The sequence below is a fragment of the Paraburkholderia elongata genome (assembly GCF_013177735.1).
Classification (GTDB): domain Bacteria; phylum Pseudomonadota; class Gammaproteobacteria; order Burkholderiales; family Burkholderiaceae; genus Paraburkholderia; species Paraburkholderia elongata.
The window spans coordinates 91,042-114,337 of the sequence record NZ_WOEZ01000032.1 but is presented as its reverse complement, the minus strand read 5'-3'; the positions used below and the strand labels follow the sequence as shown (position 1 = coordinate 114,337).

Here is a 23,296-nt window from a genome sequence, read left to right as displayed (position 1 = left end):
TCATCTGATAAGCGGCCGGTCGAACTCAAACGCCCCACCGCAACACCAACGGATCGAGCCGCCGCGCGACTTTCAGCAAGCCCGCGCGCGTGGCCGGATGCATCGGCGGCAACGGATGGCGCACCGCGTCCGATCGAATCACCCCGCCTTCTTTCATCAAAGCCTTGCACGACGCGAGGCCGCCCTGGCGGTTCTCGTAGTTGATGAGCGGCAGCCATTCCTGATAGTGGGCGGCGGCCGCTTCGGTGTCGCCGGCCGCATAGGCGTCGAAGATCAAGCGGATGCCGTCCGCGTAGCCGCCGCCGGTCATCGAACCGGTTGCGCCCGCATCGAGATCGGCCATCAGCGTGATCGCTTCTTCTCCATCCCATGGACCCACGACGGCGTCGCCGCCCAGTTCGATCAGCTCGCGCAGCTTGTTCGCCGCCTGCGGCACTTCGATCTTGAAGTACGACACGTTCTGCAGTTCACGCGCCATGCGCGCGAGAAACGGCGCGGACAAGGCCGTGCCGCTGACCGGCGCGTCCTGGATCATGATCGGAATCCCGATTGCATCGGACACCGTGCGATAGAACTCATGGATGCCGCGCTCGCCAATGCGGATCGTTGCGCCGTGATAGGGCGGCATGATCATCACCATCGCGGCGCCTGCAGCCTGCGCGCTGCGGCTGCGTTCAGCGCACAGGCGCGAGCTGAAATGCGTGGTCGTGACGATCACCGGCACGCGGCCGGCGACGTGTTCGAGCACCAGGTGCATCAGCGTGTTGCGCTCGTCGTCGGACAGCGCGAACTGCTCGGAGAAGTTCGCCAGAATGCACAGGCCGTTGGAACCCGCGTCGATCATGAAATCGATGCAGCGTTTCTGGCCTTCCAGGTCGAGACGGCCGGCCTCGTCGAAGATGGTCGGTGCGACGGGGAACACGCCGCGCAAGGGAGCAGGGTTGTGTGTTTGGGGCATGGTGATGGGCGTTGTGCTGAGGTGAGGTGATGACGTGATGCGGTGATTAGGCGTGGGTTTTTGAATGTCTCCGCCGTTGACTATACGGCCGCGTGCGTGGCGGGTATATTGAATTGTTTCCATCTTGTGATCGCTTTTGCGACTCACCCCGCAGCTTCCAGGCATGCCATGAAAGACACCCTGAACGTTCTGCTGTCGAGACTGCGCATGAAGCAACTGCAATTGCTGATCGCGCTCGACGACCACACGTCGCTGCACAAAGCAGCCGGCGCGATGTCGATGACGCAGTCGGCCGCCAGCAAGGCGTTACAGGAACTGGAGTCGATGTTCGAGGCGCCGCTCTTCGAGCGCTCAAAGAGCGGCATGATTCCGAACGAGCTCGGCCACTGCGTGATCCGCTACGCGCGGCTCCTGGCGACGGATCTCACCGCGTTATGCCAGGACGTCGCCGAGATCCGTTCGGGGCGTGGCGGGCGTCTCGCGATCGGGGCGATCATGGGCGCGATTCCCGAGTGTGTCGTGCCGGCACTGAATGATCTGCATGCCGGGCATCCAGGACTATCGATCGAAGTGGTGGAAGACACGAGCGCGCGCATGCTGCTGCAACTCGACGAAGGCCGGCTCGATCTGGTGATCGGCCGTGCGGCAGTCGCCGCCGATCCGTCGAAATATCACTATCGTCCGCTCGGAGACGAGCCGTTATCCGTGGTGGTGGGTTATGGCCATCCGCCATTGCCCAGGAAGGAATTGAAACTGCGTGACCTGGCAGGCCACCGCTGGGTGATGTATCCCTCGCATATGCCGTTGCACGCGTTACTCGAACGGGAGATGGATCTGGCTGGACTCGACATGCCGGACAACCCGATCTCGACCGCTTCCACCTTTGTGACAGTCGCGTTACTGCAAAGCAGTGCCGATCTGGCGTCACTCTTACCGACCGCGATCGCGGAGTTGTTCGTGCGGCAGAAAATGTTGCGCTTCGTGCCGGTCAAACTGAAGTCGCCTTCGCAAACCTTCGGCATTGTGACGCGCAAAGGCGGCGTGCTGTCGCCGCCGGCCGAGCAATTCATCGAGTTGTTGCGAGGACGAAAATCGGGGCAGGTCGTGGATCAGGTGATGCAGAAGCAAAAAACCGCTTGAAACAGCGGTTTTTCGACTCAAGACAGACGTTCAATATCTCACGCCAAGCGGCGCGCCGCCATGTCTTGCGAAGGGGTGTTGCGGCGACGACACTCTCGGGTAAATCCGAACCGAATGCATGCTCGTTTTCCGCGCTACACTTGATTGAAGGTGCGCCAGAATCAAGAGCATGGCGCACGCTCGGGGAGAGCAGCCATGAATCGGCCACTGGTTCGGTTACCGCTTCGCGCGACAGGCACGGCGTCCGTAAGGAAGTGGCTCAAATGGGGCCTGGTAGCGGCATTTCTGCTCGCGCTGGCTTTGGCGGCCCGCTTTATCCAGGTCGAGATCGAAACGTCTCGACTGCAGGCACGCTATCTCTCCGAACTTACACGCGACGTGGGTTTTTCCGTCGACGACGGTCCAAGTCATTCCATCCGATTCCCTCAGTCAGACAAAGGCCCCTACGACAGCCGCCTCGGCTACGCGTTGCTGCCGTCGTTCCAGCAGCGATTGCTGCAACGCGGGTTTGAAATCAGCGCACAGTCGCGTGATTCCGAGCGGATGCTGTCGCTGGCCGATAACGGTCTATTTATTCCCTACGCCGAAAAAGATCAGGCGGGGCTGCAACTCTTCGACGGTACCGGCACGCCGCTCTTTGGTGCACAGTTTCCGGGCCGCGTTTATGACAGCTTCGATTCGGTCCCGCCGCTTGTCGTCAATTCGCTGCTGTTTATCGAAGACCGCTATCTGCTCGATCCGGATCAGCCGAACCGCAATCCGGCGATCGACTGGGGGCGCTTTAGCCGCGCGCTAGTCGACCAGGGCGCGCGCGTGTTCGACCGGCATCAGGCGACGCCGGGCGGCAGCACGCTTGCTACGCAAATCGAGAAGTTCCGCCACTCCGCGGGGGGGCGCACGGCAACGCCGCCGGAGAAATTGCGGCAAATCGCATCGGCCTCGGTACGCGCTTATCTGAATGGCCCGCAGACCATGCCCGCGCGCCAGCAGATCGTCGTCCACTATCTCAACTCGGTGCCACTGGCCGCGCAACCGGGTATCGGCGAAATCAACGGGATTGGCGACGGTCTGGCCGCCTGGTACGGTTGCGATTTCAACGACGTCAACCGCATTCTCAAAGCACCGTCGACAGAAGAGAATCTTGCCGAGCAGAGCGTCGCGTTTCGCCAGGTACTTTCGCTGATGATCGCGCAGCGCGCGCCGTCGTATTTCCTGCGTCACGGCTATGCCGAACTCGAACGTCTGACGGATAGCTATATACGGTTGCTGGCGAACGGTGGTGTCATACCGATTGCGCTGCGTGATGCCGCGCTGTCCGCGCAAGTGGATCTGCGCCACGGACCGAACGATACGCAGAACGCGGACTCGTTCGTGTCGCGCAAGGCCGTGACGTCGATGCGCTCGCATCTGTTGACGGCGCTCGGCATTCCGAGTTTCTATGAACTCGACCGGCTCGACTTGCAGGCGACAGGCACGCTCAACAACGCCGTGCAGCAGGCCGTGAGTGAACGCCTCGCCGCCGCCGCGACGCGCGACGGCGCGAAAGCCGCCGGGATCGTCGGCTATGAAATGCTGCGCGCTTCCGACGACCCGTCGAAAATCGCCTATAGCTTCACGCTGTTCGAACGGCGCGACGGCGCGAACCTCGTGCGGGTGCAAACCGATAGCGTCAACCAGCCATTCGACATCAACTCCGGCGCCCGGCTGAATCTCGGTTCGACCGCGAAAATGCGTACCGTGGTGACGTATTTGCAGATCGTTTCCGACCTGCATACGCGTTATGCCCCGCTGAGCACAGCGGAGCTGAAAGCCGTGAAGCCCGATCCGAATGATCAGCTCACGCGCTGGGCGCTCGACTATCTGGTGCATACCTCGGACCGCTCGCTGCAAGCCATGCTTGATGCGGCCGTGGAACGCAAATACTCGGCGAGTCCGGGCGAAACGTTTTATACGGGCGGCGGCGCGCAGAGCTTCAACAATTTCGACTCCGACGACAACAGTCGCATTCTCACCGTGCACCGCGCATTCCAGCATTCGGTGAATCTGGTGTTCGTGCGGCTGATGCGCGATATCGTCCACTATGAGATGGTGCAGACCACCGGGCCGTCATCGCAATGGCTGGGCGATCCGGCGATCCGCAAGATGTATCTCACGCGTTTCGCAGATCAGGAAAGCCGCGTGTACATGAATCGTTTCTACACGAAGTACCACGGCAAAACGCCCGATCAGCAACTGGCTTTGCTGCTGCTCGGCGTGCGCAAATCGCCGCCTAAAGTGGCGACGGTGTTGCGCAGTGTGGCACCGGACGAATCGAATGCGTGGTTCAACGCGAAGATGCGTGCCGCGTTGAAGAACACGCCGGCTGCCTCCGTGACGGACGATGAGGATCTGGCGAATCTGTACGACAAGTATGCGATCGACCGCTTCAATCTGAACGACCGTGGCTACATCTCGAGCGTGCATCCGCTGGAACTGTGGACTCTCAACTATCTGCGCACCCATCCCGATGCGACGCTCGACCAGATGCAAAACGCGAGCCGCGAAGTGCGTCTGTCGACGTATTCGTGGCTCTTCAAGACCCGCTATCACGCCACCCAGGACCGCCGCATCAAACGGATGGTCGAACTGCGCGCGTACGATGCGATCGGCAAAGCGTGGCAGGCGCTCGGCTATCCGTTTGCGACACTCACGCCGTCGTTTGCGGCGGCGATCGGCGCGTCCGGCGACCGGCCGGCTGCGCTCGCGCAACTGATCGGCGTGATTGCCAACGACGGCAACAAGGTGCCGACGGAAAGCCTCACGCAACTCGATTTCGCGAAAAACACGCCGTACGAAACGCATTTCCAGCGCGCGACGGTAGCGCCGCAGCAGCAGTTGTCACCGGAGATCGCCGGGGTTGTCAGGGGGCTGTTGCGTGATGTCGTATTAGGCGGTACGGCCAAGCGTCTCGCGCAGGGGATGACGTTCCCTGATGGTCAGACACTCGAGATTTACGGCAAGACCGGCACCGGCGATCAGCGCTTCAATGTGTGGGCCAAAGGCGCGCGCCTGATCGAGTCGCGCAAGGTGAACCGCAGCGCAACCTTCGTGTTTGTGATGGGCGACCGCTTCTACGGCACGCTGACCGCCTGGGTGCATGAGCCGTATGCAGCCCATTACGATTTCACGAGTGCGCTCTCGGTGCAGTTGCTGAAGACGCTCGCGCCGGTGTTGCAACCGTTGTTGCAGAACCCGCCTGCCAAGACGGCTTCGGTGACGAAGGTGGCCGTGCAATGAGCAGCGAAACCTAATATCCCGCGTCCGTCGCCGGCTTAAGAAAAAGCTCGTGCACGGGCGCGAAATGCGCGTACAGCGGCAGAATCGCACCGCCCATTGCCCGCGCATCGGCGCCGATGGTGCCTTCCAGTAGTTGCGGACGCACCATTCCTTCCCATTCAAAGCGATCGAGCACACGCTCGGTTCGGCGGATGATTTCGCGGACCAGTTGCCGGTCGAGTTCACCGTCGATCACCACCGCTTCCAGGTCGAGCAAGGCAGCCGCATTGGTCAACGCACTGGCGATGGCAGGGCAAGCGGTGTCGAGCCATTGTTCGGTCAGCCGCCACAGTTCAGGCGACAACGCGCGATGATCATGCGCGGCGGCGGACGGCGCGCCCGCTTCGCCCAACAGCCGTTCCAGAACAAAGCCCGATGCCGCGTGCAGCAGTTGCCGCGCGGGTTTGCGAGCGCTGCCGTCCCGCAGCGGTATCGAACCGACCGCGCCCGCGTTGTCGTGCGGTCCGGCATGCAAGCGTCCGTCGATCACCAGACCGCCGCCGATAAACGTCCCGACGAACAAGTATAGAAAATTGTGAATCCCGCGGCCCTGGCCCATGACGAGTTCGGCCGCGCAGGCGGCGGTGGTGTCTTTAGCGAACTCGACGGGCAAGCCCGTCATCGTTGCGATGCGACTGCGCAAGTCGATCTCGTGCCACGCTTCCAGCGCTTCGGGCGGCGCGCCGAGAAAGTCGCGCCAGCCGCCGAGCCACAACGGCGCCGCCACGCCCACGCCAACCACTTTGTTCGCCTTGGCGCCGAGTGTCTGATTCACGCGCGCCAGTTTGCTTTCGAGCGCGGGGAATAGCGTGCGCGGATCGGGATAGGTATAGTCGAATACATCGCGGCACACCACGTGGCCTGCGAAATCCATCGCCAGCACGTCGAGACTGCGGCGTCCCACCTTGATGCCGATGGTGTACGCGCCGTCGGCCCGCAACGCGATTGGCACCGAGGGTTGACCGATGCGGCCGCGCACGCGCGCCTGCTTCTCGAGCAGGCCGTCGTCGATCAGACGATCGACGATCATCGACACCGTCTGCATCGACAGACGCGTGAGACGGCCCACGTCGGCTTTCGGCAGCGGCCCATGCAAACGGATCGCCTGCAAGACGATTCGTTCATTGAACTGCCGCATGCCGACCTGATTGGAGCCGACCGTGCGTTTAAGGGGCGAACGGGTGCCGGTAGTTTCCATCGTCGCGTGCCCCTTAGCGGGATGCATGCATCATGCAATCGCCTTGACGTCCGCTGTCTTCGCGCCCGTCATGATCGCCACGGCCTCCGACATGTGGATGTCTTTGGTGTTCACGATCGCTGCGCGGCGGCCGAGTCGCTGGATATGAATGCGGTCCGCGACTTCGAACACGTGTGGCATGTTATGGCTGATGAGGATCACCGGCAGCCCGCGCTCGCGCACGCGGCGGATCAGTTCGAGCACCATGTTGCCTTCTTTCACGCCGAGCGCGGCAGTGGGCTCATCGAGAATCACCACATGCCGCGCGAACGCCGCGCTGCGCGCGACAGCCACGCCTTGGCGCTGGCCGCCGGATAAGGTTTCGACCGCCTGGCGCATCGACCGGATGCCGATTTGCAGATCCTTCATGTGCGCGGTGGCTTCCTCGAGCATGCGGCGCTTGTCGATCATCTTGAAGATCGAGCCGCGCCAGCCTGGTTTGACGAGCTCACGGGCGAGAAACAGGTTTTCGGCGATGCTCATGGCGGGCGCTACCGCGAGTTCCTGATACACGGTTTCGATGCCTTGAGCGCGTGCATCCAAAGGGCTGCGGAATTTGACCGGCTTGCCGTCTAGCAGGATGTCGCCTTCATCGGGGACGGTGGCGCCCGAAAGCGCCTTGATCAACGACGACTTGCCCGCGCCGTTATCGCCGATCACGGCAAGAATCTCGCCGGGCAGCACTTCGAAATCGCAGCCGTCGAGCGCCGTGACGTTGCCGTAGCGTTTGACGAGTCCGCGTGCCTGCAGAACAGGCATCACGGCAGAAGCGGAAGTAGGTGTCGACATGACAGGCTCCAGTGTCGACCAGAGTTGGCGCTTTAGCTGTCGACCAGAGTTCGCGCTTCAGCGCGTTACTCTGGTCCCATGCAAAGCACTTACTCTGGTCCCATGCAAGATAATTGCGATGAGTGCTCAACCGCGACGATGGGAAAGTTTGTCCGCGGCGACCGCGAGAATCACCAGCATGCCGGTGATCAACACCTGGTAGACCGAAGAGACACCGATCAGCGTCAGGCCATTACGAAACACGCCGACGATCAGCGCGCCGAGCAGTGTGCCGACAATCGAGCCACGTCCGCCGAACAGACTCGTGCCGCCCAGCACCACCGCCGTAATGCTGTCGAGGTTCTCGGTTTGCCCTGCCTGCGGATCGCCGACGCCGGTGCGCGACACCGACAACAGCGCAGCGATACCGTAGATCGCCCCGGCCAGCGAATACACGGTGAGCAAAATCTTCTGCGACGAGAGGCCCATCAGGCGCGCGGCTTCGGGGTTATTGCCGAGCGCATACAGATGCCGGCCGGGCACGGTGTCGCGCAAGACGAACCACGTCGCCACGTACATCAGCAGCGTGAGGACGGTGCCGTAGGTGACGTCGGCGGGGCCGAGCTTGAACGTGTTGCCGAGGAACATGATCGCGTCCGGCAGATTCGAGACGCTCTCCGCGTTCGAATAGATCTGCGTGAGCGCGAACGCGATGTTCAGCGTACCGAGCGTGACGATGAAGGCGGGCAGTTTGATGCGTGTGATCAGCACGCCGTTGAGCGCACCGAACAGCGTGCTCGCGGCGACGCCGCACAGAATCGCGAGAATGGGCGGCACGCCGAGCGTGACCGCGAATTTGGTCATGATGATCGAGCCGAACGCCATCACCATCCCGCACGACAGATCGATCCCGCCCGTCAGCACGATCAGCGTCTGGCCGATGGCGATAACGGCGACCACCATCGTCTGTTGCAGGATCAGCGAGAGGTTCTGGAACGACAGGAACCGGTTGCTCTGCGAAATGAAGAAGCCACAGGCCAGCAGCAGGGCGATCAGCGGTCCGATTTCAGCGAGCGACGGCAAGCGGTCGGTGAAGGGGCGTGAGTGGCCCACGGGCGCGGAAGGGGTCGACATGATAGGTGTCCTCAATGCATAAACGTGGCGGGCTGGCCACACGGCAAAAACCGGGGTCGGCCATCCGGCGGCCGGCAATCCAGCAATCCAGCAATCCAGCAATCCAGCGGCCCATCGGAGTGGGCCGCCGATCAATGCGCGTTACTTGTTGCCCCAGCAGTTGTCGAGGCCGTACTTCGTATCCTTGCTGTCGACGCCGGACATCGGCTTGTCGGTGATCAGCGTCACACCGGTGTCCTGATAGCCGGAGACCTTCTTGCCGGTCTTCGCATAGTCGACGCCCGCCGTCACGCCGAGCGCGGCCATCTTCAACGGATACTGCTGCGAGGTCGCGGCAATCGCGCCGGCCGTCACATTGCGTACGCCTTCGCAGCCGCCGTCGATGGAAACGATCATCACGCTCTTATCCTTGCCCGCCGCTTTGAGCGCGCGATACGCACCCGCCGCGGCCGGTTCGTTGATCGTGTAGACCACGTTGATATCCGGTGATTTCTGCAGGCAGTTTTCCATCGCCGTCTGGCCCTTCGACTGATCGCCGCGGGTGTCCTGGCTGCAGACGATCGACGGATCGCCGTCCTTCACGCCGAAGCCTTCCAGGAAGCCGTTATGACGCAGCACGCCAACCGATACGCCGGGCGCAAGGTCGAGCGTGGCGATCTTCGCGGGCTTGCCGTTCATGGCTGCTTTCGCGTACTTGCCGATCAGCACGCCGGCTTTGAAGTTGTCGGTGGCGAAGAGGGCGTCGGTGGCATCTTGCGGATCGGTCGGCGTGTCGAGCGCGACCACCATCACGCCGGCGGCGCGCGCTTTCTTGATGCTCGGCACGATTGCTTTGGTATCGCTGGGCGTGATCAGAATCGCTTTCGCGCCGGCCGTCATCATGTTTTCGATGGCGGTGACCTGGCTCGCGTTGTCGCCGTCGAACTTGCCGGCGGCGGTGAGCAGCTTGGCGCCGTCTTTCGAGGCAGCCGCTTCGGCGCCCTGTTTCATCTTCACGAAGAACGGATTGGTGTCGGTCTTGGTGATGAGGCCGACGACAGGCTGGTCGGCCGCCTGGCTCGCGCTCGCACACCACACCGCCGATGCCGCGACGCACATCGACACGATTTTCCTGGCGACAGGATGCCTGCGGGAATTCAGATTCATGGGACGCTCCTCCGGTTATTGGCCACGACGTTGTGAACTGCTGGCGGTTGCATACGCGAACGCTGCGCGCTTGCCACCTGTTTGCAACCTGGTTTGGAACCTGAAGTGACTCCGAGGCAGTCCGAAGTGGACTGCTTAAATCACTTTGGTTGATTTAGTACAGCAGGCGCATGGACGCCCGTCAAGAAAACGATTGGGAGGGAAATTGATGTGCCGACGCGGCCGACAAGGCTGGAGGGCTTACGTGGCGGGGCTTGGCGGGCGTGGTGCGGCGCAAGGTCGAACGCCGGAACTTCGGGAAAGTCCTGGTTCGTTTGAAAGCGAATTGAAGACTTAAGTGATCTTTCGCGACAGGTTTAGCTGCTGTCGCGAGAGTCTTCAGTGGTGGCTGACATAGGCAAATGCGTTCGGCCCCGACGTCGGCGTGCACAAATCAAAGTGGGTGGCCGTCTTGATTGATGCCATGTACACAATATCCGTCCCTTCCAGCCGGATCACATTCTGATGACGTCCATCACGGTCTTCTTGTTGTCCTTAAACTGATAGATCGTAATCGCGGCGTCCCGCAGGTCGCCGTGCGGGTCAAACGCAATGTGCCCGATCACGCCGTCATAGCTGGTCGCAGGCATCGCTGCGAGAATTTTCGACCGGTCGGTCGAATTCGCTCGCTTCATTGCGTCATAGATAACGTAGACGGCGTCATACGTGAATGGGGCGTAGGCGTCTATCGGTGTTTTGAAGCGCGCCACGTATCGCTTGTCAAAGTCTTGACCCTTTGGCATTTTTGACAAGGCAAGTCCGGCTTCTGAACACGTCACGTTGCCAATTGCGCTGCCGGCAAGTTGAGTCATGTTATCCGTGCAGGCACCATCGCCCCCCAGCACCTTTGCGGTGATGCCGAGGTTAGCCGCCTGTTTCGCCAGCGGGCCGGCCGTTGCGTCCGAGCCGCCATACATGATTGCGTCGGGTTTCAGACCTTTGATTTTCGTCAGAATCGCTCGGAAGTCGACGGCTTTATCGGTCGTCGCTTCGTGGGTCACGATAACAGCTCCTCGTGCTTTTGCCGCTCTTTCAAATTCTTGCGCGAGACCTTGGCCGTATGCGGTTGAGTCGTCCACGATTGCAATTCGCCTGGCGTGCATTGAGTCGATTGCGTAGCGAGCCAGTGCCGGCCCTTGCAGTGCGTCGGTCGCGACGACGCGGAAGGTCGTTTTGAAGCCTTGCAGTGTATAGGTGGGATTGGTCGAGCCTTGCGAGATCTGCACCAGACTGGCCTCGCTGTAGATCTTTGATGCCGGGATCGAAACCCCGGAGTTGATATCGCCGACCACGGCTACCACGCCATCGTCAACGAGCTTCTGGGCGACTTGAGTACCTGTGCGTGGGTCGGCGGCGTCGTCCTGAGCGTCGAGTTGCAGACGGACCGCCTTGCCGCCGATGACCGGATGCTGGCCGTTGATCTCGTCGATTGCAAGCCTGGCCGCGTTTTCGCTGTCCTTACCCATATGCGCGAGCTGTCCTGTCAACGGCGCGGCATGACCAATCAGGACCACCTCCGGCTCCGCAGCGAAGCTGGCGCTGCCGGCGCTCAGCAGCAGCGCCGCGGCGGTCGTTTGCAGCGTCCGATTCAATTTATTGAACGAGGGTGACATGGGCGGCTCCTTGGTTTTCGGTTCAATGAGTATTCGAACGCCAAATTCTTCCGTCCAACGACTTATTTTATTGACCGGCGATAGATAAATCTGATTGCCCCCCAGGACTTACCCGGTAGGCCGACGCTTACGCGTTGAGCCGCCACGGTCACAACAAAAAGTTGTTCCAGGTGGCCAGTTTTTGTTGTCACGGGCATGATTTTGCGGCGCTAAACTCTGCCAATGCACTGAAGCTGTCCGTTTGCGCGGGCGCAATACGTGGAACCTGGTTGTGCGTCCGTTGACTGTCAAGGTGTCTGATGAATGTCCGTTTTCTAGAAACGTTTGTATGGCTTGCAAAGCTGCGCAATTTCCGGCTGACAGCGGAGCGCTTGCATGCGACACAGGCCGCAATTTCCAGCCGGATATCTGCGCTCGAGCAGGAATTCGGCGTGCGTCTATTCGATCGGGGACCGCGCGACGTCAAGCTGACACAGGAGGGGACCAAAGCGCTGGCCTTCGCCGAGCAGATTCTGAAACTCACGAACGACATGCTCGCAAGCGTAAGTGACCGCTCGCATGTGAGCGGGTTGTTGCGCGTCGGCGTGATGGAATCGGTCGTGCATACGTGGCTTCCCGAGTTACTGCGGCGAGTGCGGGACGAATACCCGAACTTGACGATCGAACTGACCTGCGACACCTCGACAAATCTGTCCGTGCAGCTGGTTAATGGCAACGTGGATATCGCTTTTTTGAGCACGGCGGTCGCAGGTGCTGACGCGGAAAATGTTTCGCTCGGCGCATTGCCGATGCGATGGGTGGCGAGTCCGTCGCTGAATCTGTCGGCTGAAGCACTATCGGAAGCTGAACTGGCGAGCTTTCCGATTGTGAGCTTTGCCCGTCATTCGTCGCCGCATGTGTTTGTCGCTGGCCTGTTTGCAGCCGCCGGCGAGCCGCACGTGCAAATCAACTGCGTGTCGTCGGTCGCTGCGATTATCAGGCTCGTGCTCGACGGTTTCGGTATTGCGGTTCTGCCGACAGCTTTCGTGACCCGTGAACTGGAGTCCGGTCATCTGCAACTGCTGAAAGTGACGCATCGAGTCCCGGAACTCCCGCTTTTCGCATCCTTCCGGCGAAGTCCGGACAGTTTGCTATGCGAGTCGATCACGCATCTGGCGCTAAAGGTCATGCGAGAGTTCAGCTTGGAGAACGGACCAGATATCGCGCTCTTTCCAGACACCGACGAAGCGCTGCCACCTCATTGAGTCGCACCCCGTGATATTTTTCTTCGATTATCAAAGGCCTGAACCGAGATGCCGACTGCCACGCCTCTGATCATTCAACCGCTTACTGCTGGCGCTTTCGAACCCTATGGATGGATGTTAGGCAAGCCGTTTCCGGAGGATAGCGCGGCGCCTTCGTTTGCAAGCCAGTCTTCCGATTTCTGGCGTGAGCATCTGTTCGATGCCGGACTGTCCGGCGATCCTGAAATCCTGTGGGTCAGATACCGCGATTGCGAAGCCGAGGTGATGAAGCTCGAGACGCATTGGCTTACTGAGCAGGCCGTGGTGCCGCTAACTGGGCCTCTCGTTCAGATTGTCGCGACGAGTACGCCAGACGGGCATCCGAACCTTGATTCATTGGCAGCTTTCAAGGTGCCCGTCGGGGAGGGGATCTGCATGCGGCCGCGCTGCTGGCACGCCACGCGTTCATTGCAGGACGAAGTAACGTGCCTCATGCTTACGCGCCGCTCGACGACGTTCGACCTTGCAGTCCATCTGCTCACAGGCGCTCCCGCTGGCGAAAGCGCGATTCGGCAGATTCCGCCGTACCAGCTTGTCGGCGCGCCCGGTCTCATACAGGCTTCGACACTTCAATGAAGGTGCCGAGGTTCAGCGATCCGGTTTGGAATCTGATGCGATTCCAAGGCAGTGAGTGCTTGAAGGAACTTACCTGCGCTGCGCGAGCGTTTGACGGTTCGTTTCGAGCTGGGTGACGACACGCTGCAAGGTTCGCTCAGCCGGCCCCGGCGTCTGCACGAACTTGCAGCCGATCACGAAGCGCCGGTCGCCCTTCGACGTAGTCAATTGCCGCGGCGCGACGATTTCCAGATCGAGCCGTAGCGTCCCGAAGCTGCCGAGTTGCAGCGTGACGTCGCGCAATACGGTGCCGCTTTCAAGTGAGCCGAAGCTCGCGTCAGCAGTTTTCAACGCCACGCCGCCCAATGACAGATCCTGCAGCTCCAGCCGGAACGAACCGCCGTCCACATACGGCCCGCTAGCGATATAAGGATCCAGCACGGGCGTTTGCACGCGGAAGAATTCGCGGCGTTGAACGTAGTACAGGAGCGAAGGGAATGCGGCTTCGAAAGCCGGGCGCCCTTCGAACATGATTGGGCTTGCGTTAAGCGTCATGAACTCCGTGCGAATGCCACATGGCAAACTGCGGAAGATCAACTGGCGCGCAGCCGGAAGCGCGTAATTGTCCGCCTCCATGCTGCCGGCGTCGAAGATAAAGCGAGCATTGCGCGAATCGACATCGAGTACTTGCGTAACGATTTGGCGGCCATTGAATTCCACCGTCACGAAGTCCTGCCCGGCCACCAGCTTGCGCAGGCAAACTGCGATTTGCAGGGGATGGCGCTGCGCGAAAGTCGAGTCTGCGTTGGTGGTCTGTTCAGCGACATCGGCGTCCAGCAGAAGATCGGCAATCATTGGAGTATCCATGCTTGTTATGGCCAAGGCCAGGCCGGTTGGGGGAGCGCAGGCGGCATGTGAGTCATGCCGGCGCTCGGCCTTTTCCTGCTTGTTTGCAGGGACCGTGCCAACTGCATGGATGGACTGATCGAAACGGTGTTTTTGCCGTGGAACCGCTTGATACGGGCGTTTGCGGGCGGTGGCCCGGGAGGTGCAAGCGGCGGTAGGTAGGGTTCGCTACGTAACGTCCTCGATGCTGTTACGGCCACGTTACCTCGGGCGCGGCACCCCCGTCGATGCGCGCACAACCAGTTTCGGCGCGGAGGAAATCCGCATCGGCACGCTTGCCGCGGGTTGATGACCCGCTTGCCCATACGACGATTCGATCAACTCGCGCAACAGCGATACCGCGAGGCCGGCGACTTCGACGGTCGGCACGGCGACCGTCGTCAGCGCGGGCCGTGACTCGCGCGCCAGTTGAATGTCGGTAATGCCGATGACGGACAGATCGCCCGGCACGTTCAAACCGAGATCGGCAGCGGCGTGCATCGCGCCGAGCGCCGGCAGATCGTTGGTCGCGAAGATCGCGGTAAGTGTCGGATCGGCTTCCAAGAGCGCGCGCGCCGCGGTGTAGCCGCCTTGTATCGTGTCGGGCGCATGCTTGACCCGACCTTTCGGCGCGCCGGCCGCACGCAACGCATCGACAAACCCTTCATAGCGGGCCGCGTGAATGCCTGAGGCCTTGCTGCCGACAATCGCGCCAATCCGCCGATGGCCGAGCTCCAGTAAATGCCTGCCCGCCAATTCGCCTGCCAGACGAAAATCGACCGCGACGCACGGCAGCCCCGGCGGCTCATTGGGCCGCTCCCACATGCATAGCACCACGGGCGTGCCGCGCGATTCGGTCGTGTGAAGGTCCGTAAAATCGAGGTTCGCATTCGTCACGAGCACGCCCTCGGAAAGCGTGCCGGCGATCTGATCGAGATACGCCCGTCCGGTCAGCGGATCTTCGTTCGTATTGCAGATGATCACGAAGTGGCCGCTGCTGCGCGCCGCGCGTTCGACGGCGAGCGCGAACTCCGGATAGAACGGATTGGCAATGCTCGACACCATCAACGCCAGCGTCGGCGCACGGCCTTCGGCGAGCGCGCGGGCGGCCAGATGGGGGCGGTAGCCGAGCGCGTCGACGGCGTCCAGAACCCGCTGCCTGGTGGTCGCGCCGACCCGGCCGCGATTGCGCAGCACGTTCGATACCGTGGCCGGGGTGACGCCGGCGTGACGCGCAACTTCGCTGAGTGTGGGCATGGCTTTTCAATCTTTGGGATGGCTGTTCGGCATTTGCATCGCGGCCAAAGGCGCGGCACCATTTGCCGCACAGACAAAACGATATCGGAGACAGGCAAGGCCCAGCGATCGCATGCGATCGATTTTTTTCGGCTCTGCTGATTAAGCGCTTAATCTCCGACGTCGAGCCGATTAAATCACGGAGTCGATGCGATGGCGAGCATTTCGTTGAGAGGCGTGCAGAAGGCGTATGGCGACGGCGCGCTGGTGATCCGCGATGTGGATCTGGAGATCGGCGAGAACGAGTTCTGCGTGTTTCTCGGTCCGTCCGGCTGCGGCAAGTCCACCTTGCTGCGGATGATCGCTGGCCTCGAAGACGTGACCGACGGCGACCTGTCGATCGCCGGCCGCCTCGTCAACGACGTACCGGCGGCGCAGCGCGGCGTGGCGATGGTGTTCCAGAGCTACGCGCTGTTTCCGCATATGACCGTGTTCGAGAACATGGCCTTCGGCCTCAAGCTCGCCAAAACCCCCAAAGAAGAAATCGACCGCAAAGTGCGGGAAGCCGCGCGCATCCTGCAACTGGATGCCCTGCTCGAGCGCCGGCCGAAGGCACTGTCCGGCGGCCAGCGGCAGCGCGTGGCGATTGGCCGGGCCATCGTGCGCGAGCCGGGCGTGTTTCTGTTCGACGAGCCGCTCTCCAATCTCGATGCGACGCTGCGCGGCCAGACCCGCGTCGAAATCGCACGGTTGCACAAGCAATTCGCCAAAGCCAGCGTCGTGTACGTCACGCACGACCAGATCGAAGCGATGACGCTCGCCGACAAGATCGTGCTGCTGCACGCGGGCAAGGACACTGAGCGCTACGGCAGCATCGCGCAGATCGGCGCGCCGCTCGAGTTGTATCACCGTCCGAGGAGCCGCTTCGTCGCGGGGTTCATCGGTTCGCCGCGCATGAACTTTTTGCCGGGGCGGGTGACGTCGGTCGATCTGCATGGCGTGATCGTCACGCTCAATCACACAGATGAAAACGTGCGCGTGCCCGTCAACGGCGATGGACTCCAGGCGTCGCAACCCGTCACGCTCGGCGTGCGTCCGGAACACCTGGAATTCATCGGCGCGGCAACTGCTGAAAACGCGCAGGACGCCGTGCTGACTCGCACCGTGTCCCTCGTCGAACAACTCGGCGAGCACAGCTATGTCCACCTCGATCAGCCCGGCGGCGCCGCGCTGATCGCCAAGGCGCCGGGCGACACACGTCTCGCGCCCGGCGACCGTGCGAGCTTGCGTGTCCCCAGCCGCGCTTGCCATTTGTTTACCGAAGACGGCTTTGCCGCTGCTTCGCTCGAATCCGTCGAACACTACGCATAGAGGACATTCGGATGCGCCTTGGAGTCTGTTATTACCCGGAACACTGGCCGGAGTCGATGTGGGAAGACGACGCTCGCCGGATGAAAGCACTCGGCATCGAGCAGGTGCGAATCGCCGAATTTGCGTGGAGCCGGATGGAGCCAACGCCAGGCGAATATGACTGGGGCTGGCTGGATCGCGCGATCGACGTACTCGGCGCGGCCGGTTTGCAGGTCGTCATGTGCACGCCGACGGCGACGCCGCCCAAGTGGCTGATCGACCGTCATCCGGACATTCTGCCGATCGGTGCGGATGGCCGTCCACGCGCCTTCGGTTCACGCCGTCATTACGATTTTTCGTCGCCGTCGTATTTCGCTGCCTCGCAGAGGATCTGCACGGCAGTCGCCGAGCGTTACGGCAAGCATCCGGCTGTCGCGTACTGGCAGACCGATAACGAATTCGGTTGCCATCACACGGTGGTCAGCTATTCGCCGGCGGCAGTGGGGCGTTTTCGCGACTGGCTCAAGGCGCGCTATCAAACCATCGATGCGCTGAACCGTGCGTGGGGCACGGTGTTCTGGAGCATGGAATACCGCAGCTTCGACGAGATCGACGCGCCGGTAGCGACCGTTACCGAAGCGCATCCGTCGCATCGGCTCGATTACCGGCGCTTCGCCTCCGACGAAGTGGCGCGCTACAACCGCATGCAGGTCGAGATCATCCGCGCGCATTCGCCGGGGCGGCCGGTCGCGCACAACTTCATGCAGCTCTTTACCGAGTTCGATCACTACAAGGTGGCGGCCGATCTCGATGTCGCGGCGTGGGACAGCTATCCGCTCGGCGCGCTTGAAGAGCAGTGGTTTGCGCCGGACGTGAAGGCGCGCTGGTTGCGCAGCGGGCATCCCGACTTTGCGTCGTTCAATCATGACGTGTACCGCGGCATGTCGAAGCTGCCGTTCTGGGTGATGGAGCAGCAGCCCGGTCCGGTGAATTGGGCGCAGTGGAATCCGGCGCCGCTGCCCGGCATGGTCCGACTGTGGAGTTGGGAGGCGTTCGCGCACGGCGCGGGTTGTGTGTCGTATTTCCGCTGGCGCCAGGCGCCGTTTGCGCAGGAGCAGATGCACGCCGGCCTGAATACGCCCGATAACCGGCTCGACATCGGCGGCAATGAAGCCGCGCAGGTCGTCGACGAGATTCGAGCGGTGCTCGCCGCGAACGCCGACGCCAATGCCACGATTCGCTCGAAGGTCGCGCTCGTCTACGACTACGAAGCGAAGTGGCTCTTCGAGATTCATCCGCAGGGTGCGGACTTTCACTATCCGCGCTTCGCATTCGAGTACTACTCGGCACTGCGCGCGCTCGGGTTGGATGTCGATATCGTGCCTGTCGATGCGTCGCTCGACGGCTATCGCCTTATCGTCGTGCCGCCGTTGCCGGTCGTGCCTGCGGATCTCGCCGCTCGGCTGGCGAGCTCGGGCGCGCAAGTCGTGCTTGGTCCACGCACCGGTTCGAAGACGGCAGACCTGCAGATTCCGGCGAACCTGCCTCCAGGCGCGCTCGCCTCTGTGCTGCAGCTGCGTGTGTGGCGCGTCGAATCGATGCGGCCGAATGTGACCGAGCCAGTGTGGCTGGTTGACAGCACGGACGCGGCCGAGGAAGACGGCGTCGCGCGCCACTGGCGCGACTTCATTGAAGACGACGGCGACAGCGGCAGCGATGCAACGAACGCTCTCGACGTGCGTGCCCGTTTCGCTGACGGCCATCCCGCCTACGTGAAAAGCGGCGCGTTTCATTACCTCGCGAGCCTGTTCGACGATGCGCTTACCGTCCGCTTGTTCGCGCAGATCGCGAGAGAAGCGGGCGTCGACACGATACCGCTCGGCGACAGCGTGCGAGTCAGCCGTCGCGGCGCGCTGACCTACGTATTGAACTACGGCGATAAGACCCACACGCTGGCCGATGTCGCCGACGACGCTTTCGTGATCGGTTCACGCGCTATCGAACCGCAGGGTGTGGCCGTCTATCGATCGAGCAACTGATCCAAAGCGCTGAACGAAGGATTCCATGCAGTAACGACAACGACGCAAAATCAAGGCATAAAGGAGACAGCAATATGGCACTGAAACCTCGCAAGATTCTGCTGGCACTCGCGCTCGCCGCGGCGGCCGCTGGCACATCCGTCGTCAGCACGGCGCAGGCCGGCACGCTCGCGGTCAACATCGCGTTCAAGGGCGCGAGTCAACGCGCCGTCTGGCAGTCGATCATCGACGACTTCAAGAAAACGCATCCCGGTACCGACGTGAAGGTGTCGTTCGTCGATGAAGAAGCGTACAAAGTCCAGTTGCCTGGTTGGCTCTCCACCGTCGCGCCCGATATCGTCAACTGGCATGACGGCGAGCGCATGGCGTATTACGCGCAGCGCGGCCTGTTCGACGATCTGAGCGGCGACTGGGCGAAGAACGGTTGGAACGACATGTATGCGTCGACGAAGGAAGCGTCGTCGTATAAGGGCAAGCAGTACGCCGCACCGACCGTGTATTACTCGTGGGGCATGTTCTATCGCAAGGATCTGTTCCAGAAGGTTGGCATTACCGGCGAACCGAAAACGTGGGATCAGTTTCTCGACGACTGCAAGAAGCTGAAAGCAGCGGGCATTACGCCGATTGCAGTGGCAGGCCGTGATTCATGGACGCTGGCCGGCTGGTTCGATTATCTCGACCTGCGCCTGAACGGCAACGCGTTCCATCAGAAACTGATGGCGGGCGATATCGCATACACCGATCCGCGCGTGAAGAAGGTCTACACGACGTGGAAACAACTGATCGATGCCGGCTATTTCATCGACAACTCGCTCTCCTACGATCTGGATGCCGTGCAGCCGTTCCTGTTCCAGGGCAAGGCCGCGATGATGTTGATGGGCACCTTCATCACCGGCGGTTTTCCGCCGAACGTCAAGCCGGAAATGGGCTACTTCCAGTTCCCGATCATCGACGCGAACGTACCGACCGCCGAAGACGGTCCGGTCGAATCGCTGCATATTCCGTCGAAGGCGAAGAACAAGTCGGATGCGCATGCCTTCCTCGCGTTCGTCGAGACGCCGGAAAATGGCGCGAAGCTGGCGGCCGGGCTCGGCTCGCTGTCGGCGAACAGCAAGTCGCCTGAGCCCGAGGATCCGATCTCGAAGATCGGCTTCCAGATTCTCGCGAACACGAAGGGCGGCATCGCGCAGTTCTACGATCGCGACATGACGAAGGAAATGGCCGATGAGGGGATGAAGGGGATGCAGCAATTCATCTCCGATCCCTCGAAGCTCGACGACATACTCGCGCAACTCGAGCAGACGCGTAAGCGGATCTACAAGAAGTGAGCGGTGGCGGCCCGAGCTTGGGCCGCTACTTGTTGCATCAGATTGGCAACTATGTTGCATGGGACCAGAGTGCGTGCTTTGCACCAACTCTGGTCGACAGGAGAATGATCGTGTCGCACTCCGTCACCCGTCACACTGTCGGCGGTCCTGCCGAACCTGGTGGCCCGGGCATGTCCGCATCGGGCGTACCAGGCTCGGGCGGGGCATTGCGCGGCGGGCCGCCTCGCGTGGCGCGCCGGCGCCCGCCGTCGCCGACCGCGCGCCGGCAGCGGCGAGCCGCCTTTCTGTTTCTCGCGCCCGCCTGCGTGATGGTGGCGATCTACGTCGTGTGGCCGATCATCTCGACCATCCGCCTGAGCTTTTTCAACTGGGATGGGATGACCGACCCGTCTTTCGTCGGCCTCGCAAACTATGTCGAGTTGTTCCATGCGCCGACGTTCTATACGGCGCTGAAGAACAACCTCGTCTGGCTGCTGCTGTTCCTGCTTGCACCGCCGATGGGGCTCGCCGTCGCGCTCTATCTGAACCAGGCGGTGGCCGGTATCCGCATCGTCAAATCGCTGTTTTTCGCACCGTTTGTTTTATCGGGTGTGGTGGTCGGTTTGATCTTCTCGTGGTTCTATGACCCGACCTTCGGCTTGCTCGCGGTGATTCTCGGGCACGGCGTGCCGGTACTCGGCGACCCGCGTTACGCGACCCTCGGGATCGTGTTCGCGGCACTGTGGCCGCAAACCGCCTATTGCATGATTCTTTACCTGACCGGCTTGACGTCGCTGAACGCCGAGCAGATCGAGGCTGCGCGAATGGAGGGCGCGCGTGGCTGGTCGATGCTGTGGCACGTGATCCTGCCGCAATTGCGGCCGACCACGTTCATGGCGATCGTCGTCACCGTGATCGGCGCGCTGCGCAGCTTCGATCTGATTTCGGTGATGACCGGCGGCGGACCGTTCGAAAGTTCGACGGTGCTCGCGTATTACATGTACGACCAGGCGATCAAGTACTACCGCATCGGCTATTCCGCCGCGGTGGCGGTCGTGCTGTTCGGGATCATGCTGGTGTACATCGTTTATCACCTGCGCCGCATGCTGCGCACCGAGCAATAAGGAGCCGATCATGTTTCCGATCCCGATCGACAAATGGAAGCCGGCAACGCGCCGCGTGTACAAATTGACGTTGCCGCTCGCGCTGCTGATCTGGCTGCTGCCGATGATCGCGGTTCTCGTGACGTCGGTGCGTTCGACGGAAGAACTGAGTGAGGGCAACTATTGGGGCTGGCCGAAGCACTTCGCGATGTTCGATAATTATCGCGAGGCGTTGACGACCTCGCCGATGCTGCATTACTTCTGGAATAGCGTGCTGATTACGGTGCCCGCTGTGGTGGGTTCGATTGCGCTCGCGGCGATGGCGGGATTCGCGCTGGCCATCTATCGGTTTCGTGGGAATTCGACGCTGTTTGCGACATTTGTCGCGGGCAATTTTGTCCCGGTGCAGGTGTTGATGATTCCAGTGCGGGACCTGTCATTGCAGTTCGGCCTGTTCAATACGGTGAGCGCGCTGATTCTGTTTCATGTGTCGTTTCAGACTGGATTCTGCGCGCTGTTTCTGCGGAATTTCATCAAGCAATTGCCATTTGAACTGGTTGAGGCGGCGCGGATCGAAGGCGCGAACGAATGGACTGTGTTCTTCAAGATTGTGTTGCCATTGATCCGTCCTGCGCTTGCGGCGCTGGCGATTCTCGTGTTCGCGTTCGTGTGGAATGACTACTTCTGGGCGCTGTGTCTGACGCAAGGTGACGACGCCGCGCCGATTACCGTAGGCGTCGCGGCATTGAAGGGGCAGTGGACGACGGCGTGGAATCTTGTGTCCGCTGGGTCGATTCTTGCCGCGTTGCCTTCGGTCGCGATGTTCTTTGCGATGCAGAAGCATTTTGTTGCAGGGTTGACGTTTGGGGCGACGAAGGGGTGAGGGCGCGTTAGGGCAACGCGCCCCGCTGGATTTGAGTTAGAACGTATGCCGGATCGCCGCCCGGACAACAATCTGACTCGACGACGATGACAGGTCTTGCGCGCCGGGCACGTACGCCTGATCAAGTGCCGATCCGGTGGCGTCGCCTGTGATCTTCTGAAAGGCGCCCTGGAGATAGACATCGGTGCGCTTTGACAGGTTGTAGTCCGCCATCAAGCCGACGGTGTGAATCTTCGGCTTCACGCTACCTGTCGTTGCATCGTAGTTTTCCAGCGTATAGACGTATTGCGCGCCCACGAAGAACGCTGGCGTGAACTGATATTTTCCGTTCAATTCGAAATTCTGGTACTTCAAGCTGGTCAACGTTCCGCCTACGAGTGCACCGCTGGTCGGCTGGATGCTCTCCTGCGCGCTGAGGTAGGCGACATTCGCCGCCGGGTTGCTGATGTTCGTGTTGGTATAGACGAAGCCAAGCGTCGCCGGGCCTACTGTGTAGTTGATCCCTGCGCCAAAGATGCGCAAGCGCTCGGATTGAAAGTTCGCGTCGGCGGCAACCGTCGAACTCGAACCGGCAATCGCGCCGCCGGATGTCGATCCAGGATTGTCCGCATTCAGATAAGCCGCGGCGAGCAACAGTCCGCCGTTCGTGTACTGTGCGCCAACGCTCAACTGCCGGTTATTCGCGAAGCCGGTGCTGTTACTGAAGCTATACGCGCCGCCGAACTGGAAGCCGGCGATGTCCGGGCTCGCATACTTGACCGTGTTGTTGACGCGGAACGTGTTATCCGTGTTGTCGTTGTCGAACGGATGGGATAGCAGATAGCCGCCCCAGTTGCCGCTGGCTGTCGTCAACGCAAGATAGTCGACCACCGAGTCGTATTGCCGGCCGAACGTAACCGTGCCGTACTGCTCACTTTCAATTCCGACATACGCCTGGCGACCAAACCCGAGCCCGCCTTGGGCAAGCTTGCCGGTGTTGACATTGAAGCCGCTTTCTATTTGAAAGACCGTCTTGAGACCGCCGCCCAGATCTTCAGTGCCTTTCAGTCCCCAGCGGCTGCCCTGTGCATAGCCGCTTGTCATTTCGTACACGTGGCTTCCACCCACGTTATTCGTGAAATCGAGCCCCTCGTCAATAACGCCATACAGGCTTACGCTGCTCTGCGCAAAAGCCGACGTTGCACATGCGGACGTTATCGCAATACAAATAATTGTTTTATTCAATTCGTCATCCTGAATGTATAAGATTTTTTTCTATTCGATTTTTGTCGACCAAACCAACGATTTGCCGGCGTGGCAAATAGA

The 23,296-nt window shown here is 61.1% G+C and carries 18 protein-coding genes; 9 read left to right on the top strand and 9 right to left on the bottom strand.

Annotation, left to right across the window (positions count from 1 at the left end; all coding sequences use genetic code 11):
* Positions 1-25 precede the first annotated feature (25 nt).
* Positions 26-958, bottom strand: a complete 933-nt coding sequence (locus GNZ13_RS05865) for a dihydrodipicolinate synthase family protein (RefSeq protein ID WP_172161341.1) — start codon at positions 956-958, stop codon at positions 26-28.
* Between the two features lie 168 nt (positions 959-1,126).
* On the opposite strand from GNZ13_RS05865, the gene GNZ13_RS05860 reads away from it, so the two are divergent.
* The gene (locus GNZ13_RS05860; RefSeq protein ID WP_172161340.1) at positions 1,127-2,098 is read left to right on the top strand and encodes a LysR family transcriptional regulator; all 972 of its coding nucleotides are present in this window, start codon (positions 1,127-1,129) and stop codon (positions 2,096-2,098) included.
* 195 nt (positions 2,099-2,293) lie between these two features.
* A complete protein-coding gene (locus GNZ13_RS05855; RefSeq protein ID WP_172161339.1) occupies positions 2,294-5,374 on the top strand; it encodes a transglycosylase domain-containing protein in 3,081 nt (1,026 codons plus the stop codon).
* A 10-nt stretch (positions 5,375-5,384) separates the two neighbouring features.
* On the opposite strand, the gene GNZ13_RS05850 is transcribed toward GNZ13_RS05855, so the two are convergent.
* The 5 genes from GNZ13_RS05850 to GNZ13_RS05830 form a co-directional block, all read right to left on the bottom strand.
* On the bottom strand, positions 5,385-6,611 hold the full coding sequence (locus tag GNZ13_RS05850) for an ROK family transcriptional regulator (RefSeq protein ID WP_172161338.1): 1,227 nt from the start codon (positions 6,609-6,611) through the stop codon (positions 5,385-5,387).
* A gap of 30 nt (positions 6,612-6,641) precedes the next feature.
* Complete coding sequence (locus tag GNZ13_RS05845; RefSeq protein ID WP_172161336.1) at positions 6,642-7,439, bottom strand: ATP-binding cassette domain-containing protein; 798 nt, start codon at positions 7,437-7,439, stop codon at positions 6,642-6,644.
* A 126-nt stretch (positions 7,440-7,565) separates the two neighbouring features.
* Positions 7,566-8,552 carry an ABC transporter permease gene (locus tag GNZ13_RS05840; RefSeq protein ID WP_172161334.1) on the bottom strand — a complete coding sequence of 329 codons (987 nt, stop codon included), beginning with the start codon at positions 8,550-8,552 and terminating at the stop codon, positions 7,566-7,568.
* Positions 8,553-8,693: 141 nt separating this feature from the next.
* Positions 8,694-9,698 (bottom strand): sugar ABC transporter substrate-binding protein, encoded by a 1,005-nt coding sequence (locus tag GNZ13_RS05835; protein WP_172161332.1) that lies wholly within the window; start codon positions 9,696-9,698, stop codon positions 8,694-8,696.
* Between the two features lie 494 nt (positions 9,699-10,192).
* The gene (locus GNZ13_RS05830) at positions 10,193-11,350 is read right to left on the bottom strand and encodes a branched-chain amino acid ABC transporter substrate-binding protein (protein ID WP_172161330.1); all 1,158 of its coding nucleotides are present in this window, start codon (positions 11,348-11,350) and stop codon (positions 10,193-10,195) included.
* A 299-nt stretch (positions 11,351-11,649) separates the two neighbouring features.
* On the opposite strand from GNZ13_RS05830, the gene GNZ13_RS05825 reads away from it, so the two are divergent.
* Positions 11,650-12,594 carry a LysR family transcriptional regulator gene (locus GNZ13_RS05825; RefSeq protein ID WP_172161328.1) on the top strand — a complete coding sequence of 315 codons (945 nt, stop codon included), beginning with the start codon at positions 11,650-11,652 and terminating at the stop codon, positions 12,592-12,594.
* A gap of 48 nt (positions 12,595-12,642) precedes the next feature.
* Entirely contained in the window at positions 12,643-13,209 is a 567-nt protein-coding gene (locus GNZ13_RS05820; RefSeq protein ID WP_172161326.1) for an ureidoglycolate lyase, read from the top strand.
* Positions 13,210-13,278: 69 nt separating this feature from the next.
* Here the strand turns inward: GNZ13_RS05820 and GNZ13_RS05815 are convergent, their stop codons facing one another.
* On the bottom strand, positions 13,279-14,043 hold the full coding sequence (locus GNZ13_RS05815) for a flagellar brake protein (RefSeq protein ID WP_172161325.1): 765 nt from the start codon (positions 14,041-14,043) through the stop codon (positions 13,279-13,281).
* Positions 14,044-14,295: 252 nt separating this feature from the next.
* Positions 14,296-15,330 (bottom strand): LacI family DNA-binding transcriptional regulator, encoded by a 1,035-nt coding sequence (locus GNZ13_RS05810; protein WP_172161324.1) that lies wholly within the window; start codon positions 15,328-15,330, stop codon positions 14,296-14,298.
* 192 nt (positions 15,331-15,522) lie between these two features.
* Between GNZ13_RS05810 and GNZ13_RS05805 the strand changes: the two genes are divergently transcribed.
* From GNZ13_RS05805 to GNZ13_RS05785, 5 genes are all read left to right on the top strand, one after another.
* A complete protein-coding gene (locus GNZ13_RS05805; RefSeq protein ID WP_172161323.1) occupies positions 15,523-16,680 on the top strand; it encodes an ABC transporter ATP-binding protein in 1,158 nt (385 codons plus the stop codon).
* Between the two features lie 11 nt (positions 16,681-16,691).
* The gene (locus GNZ13_RS05800) at positions 16,692-18,698 is read left to right on the top strand and encodes a beta-galactosidase (RefSeq protein WP_172161322.1); all 2,007 of its coding nucleotides are present in this window, start codon (positions 16,692-16,694) and stop codon (positions 18,696-18,698) included.
* Positions 18,699-18,772: 74 nt separating this feature from the next.
* Positions 18,773-20,026, top strand: coding sequence for an ABC transporter substrate-binding protein (locus tag GNZ13_RS05795; RefSeq protein ID WP_172161321.1), 1,254 nt, complete (start codon positions 18,773-18,775; stop codon positions 20,024-20,026).
* 104 nt (positions 20,027-20,130) lie between these two features.
* The gene (locus GNZ13_RS05790; protein WP_172161320.1) at positions 20,131-21,129 is read left to right on the top strand and encodes a carbohydrate ABC transporter permease; all 999 of its coding nucleotides are present in this window, start codon (positions 20,131-20,133) and stop codon (positions 21,127-21,129) included.
* A 10-nt stretch (positions 21,130-21,139) separates the two neighbouring features.
* Complete coding sequence (locus GNZ13_RS05785; protein ID WP_172161319.1) at positions 21,140-21,991, top strand: carbohydrate ABC transporter permease; 852 nt, start codon at positions 21,140-21,142, stop codon at positions 21,989-21,991.
* 36 nt (positions 21,992-22,027) lie between these two features.
* On the opposite strand, the gene GNZ13_RS05780 is transcribed toward GNZ13_RS05785, so the two are convergent.
* Positions 22,028-23,215, bottom strand: a complete 1,188-nt coding sequence (locus GNZ13_RS05780) for a porin (RefSeq protein WP_172161317.1) — start codon at positions 23,213-23,215, stop codon at positions 22,028-22,030.
* Between the last annotated feature and the right edge of the window lie 81 nt (positions 23,216-23,296).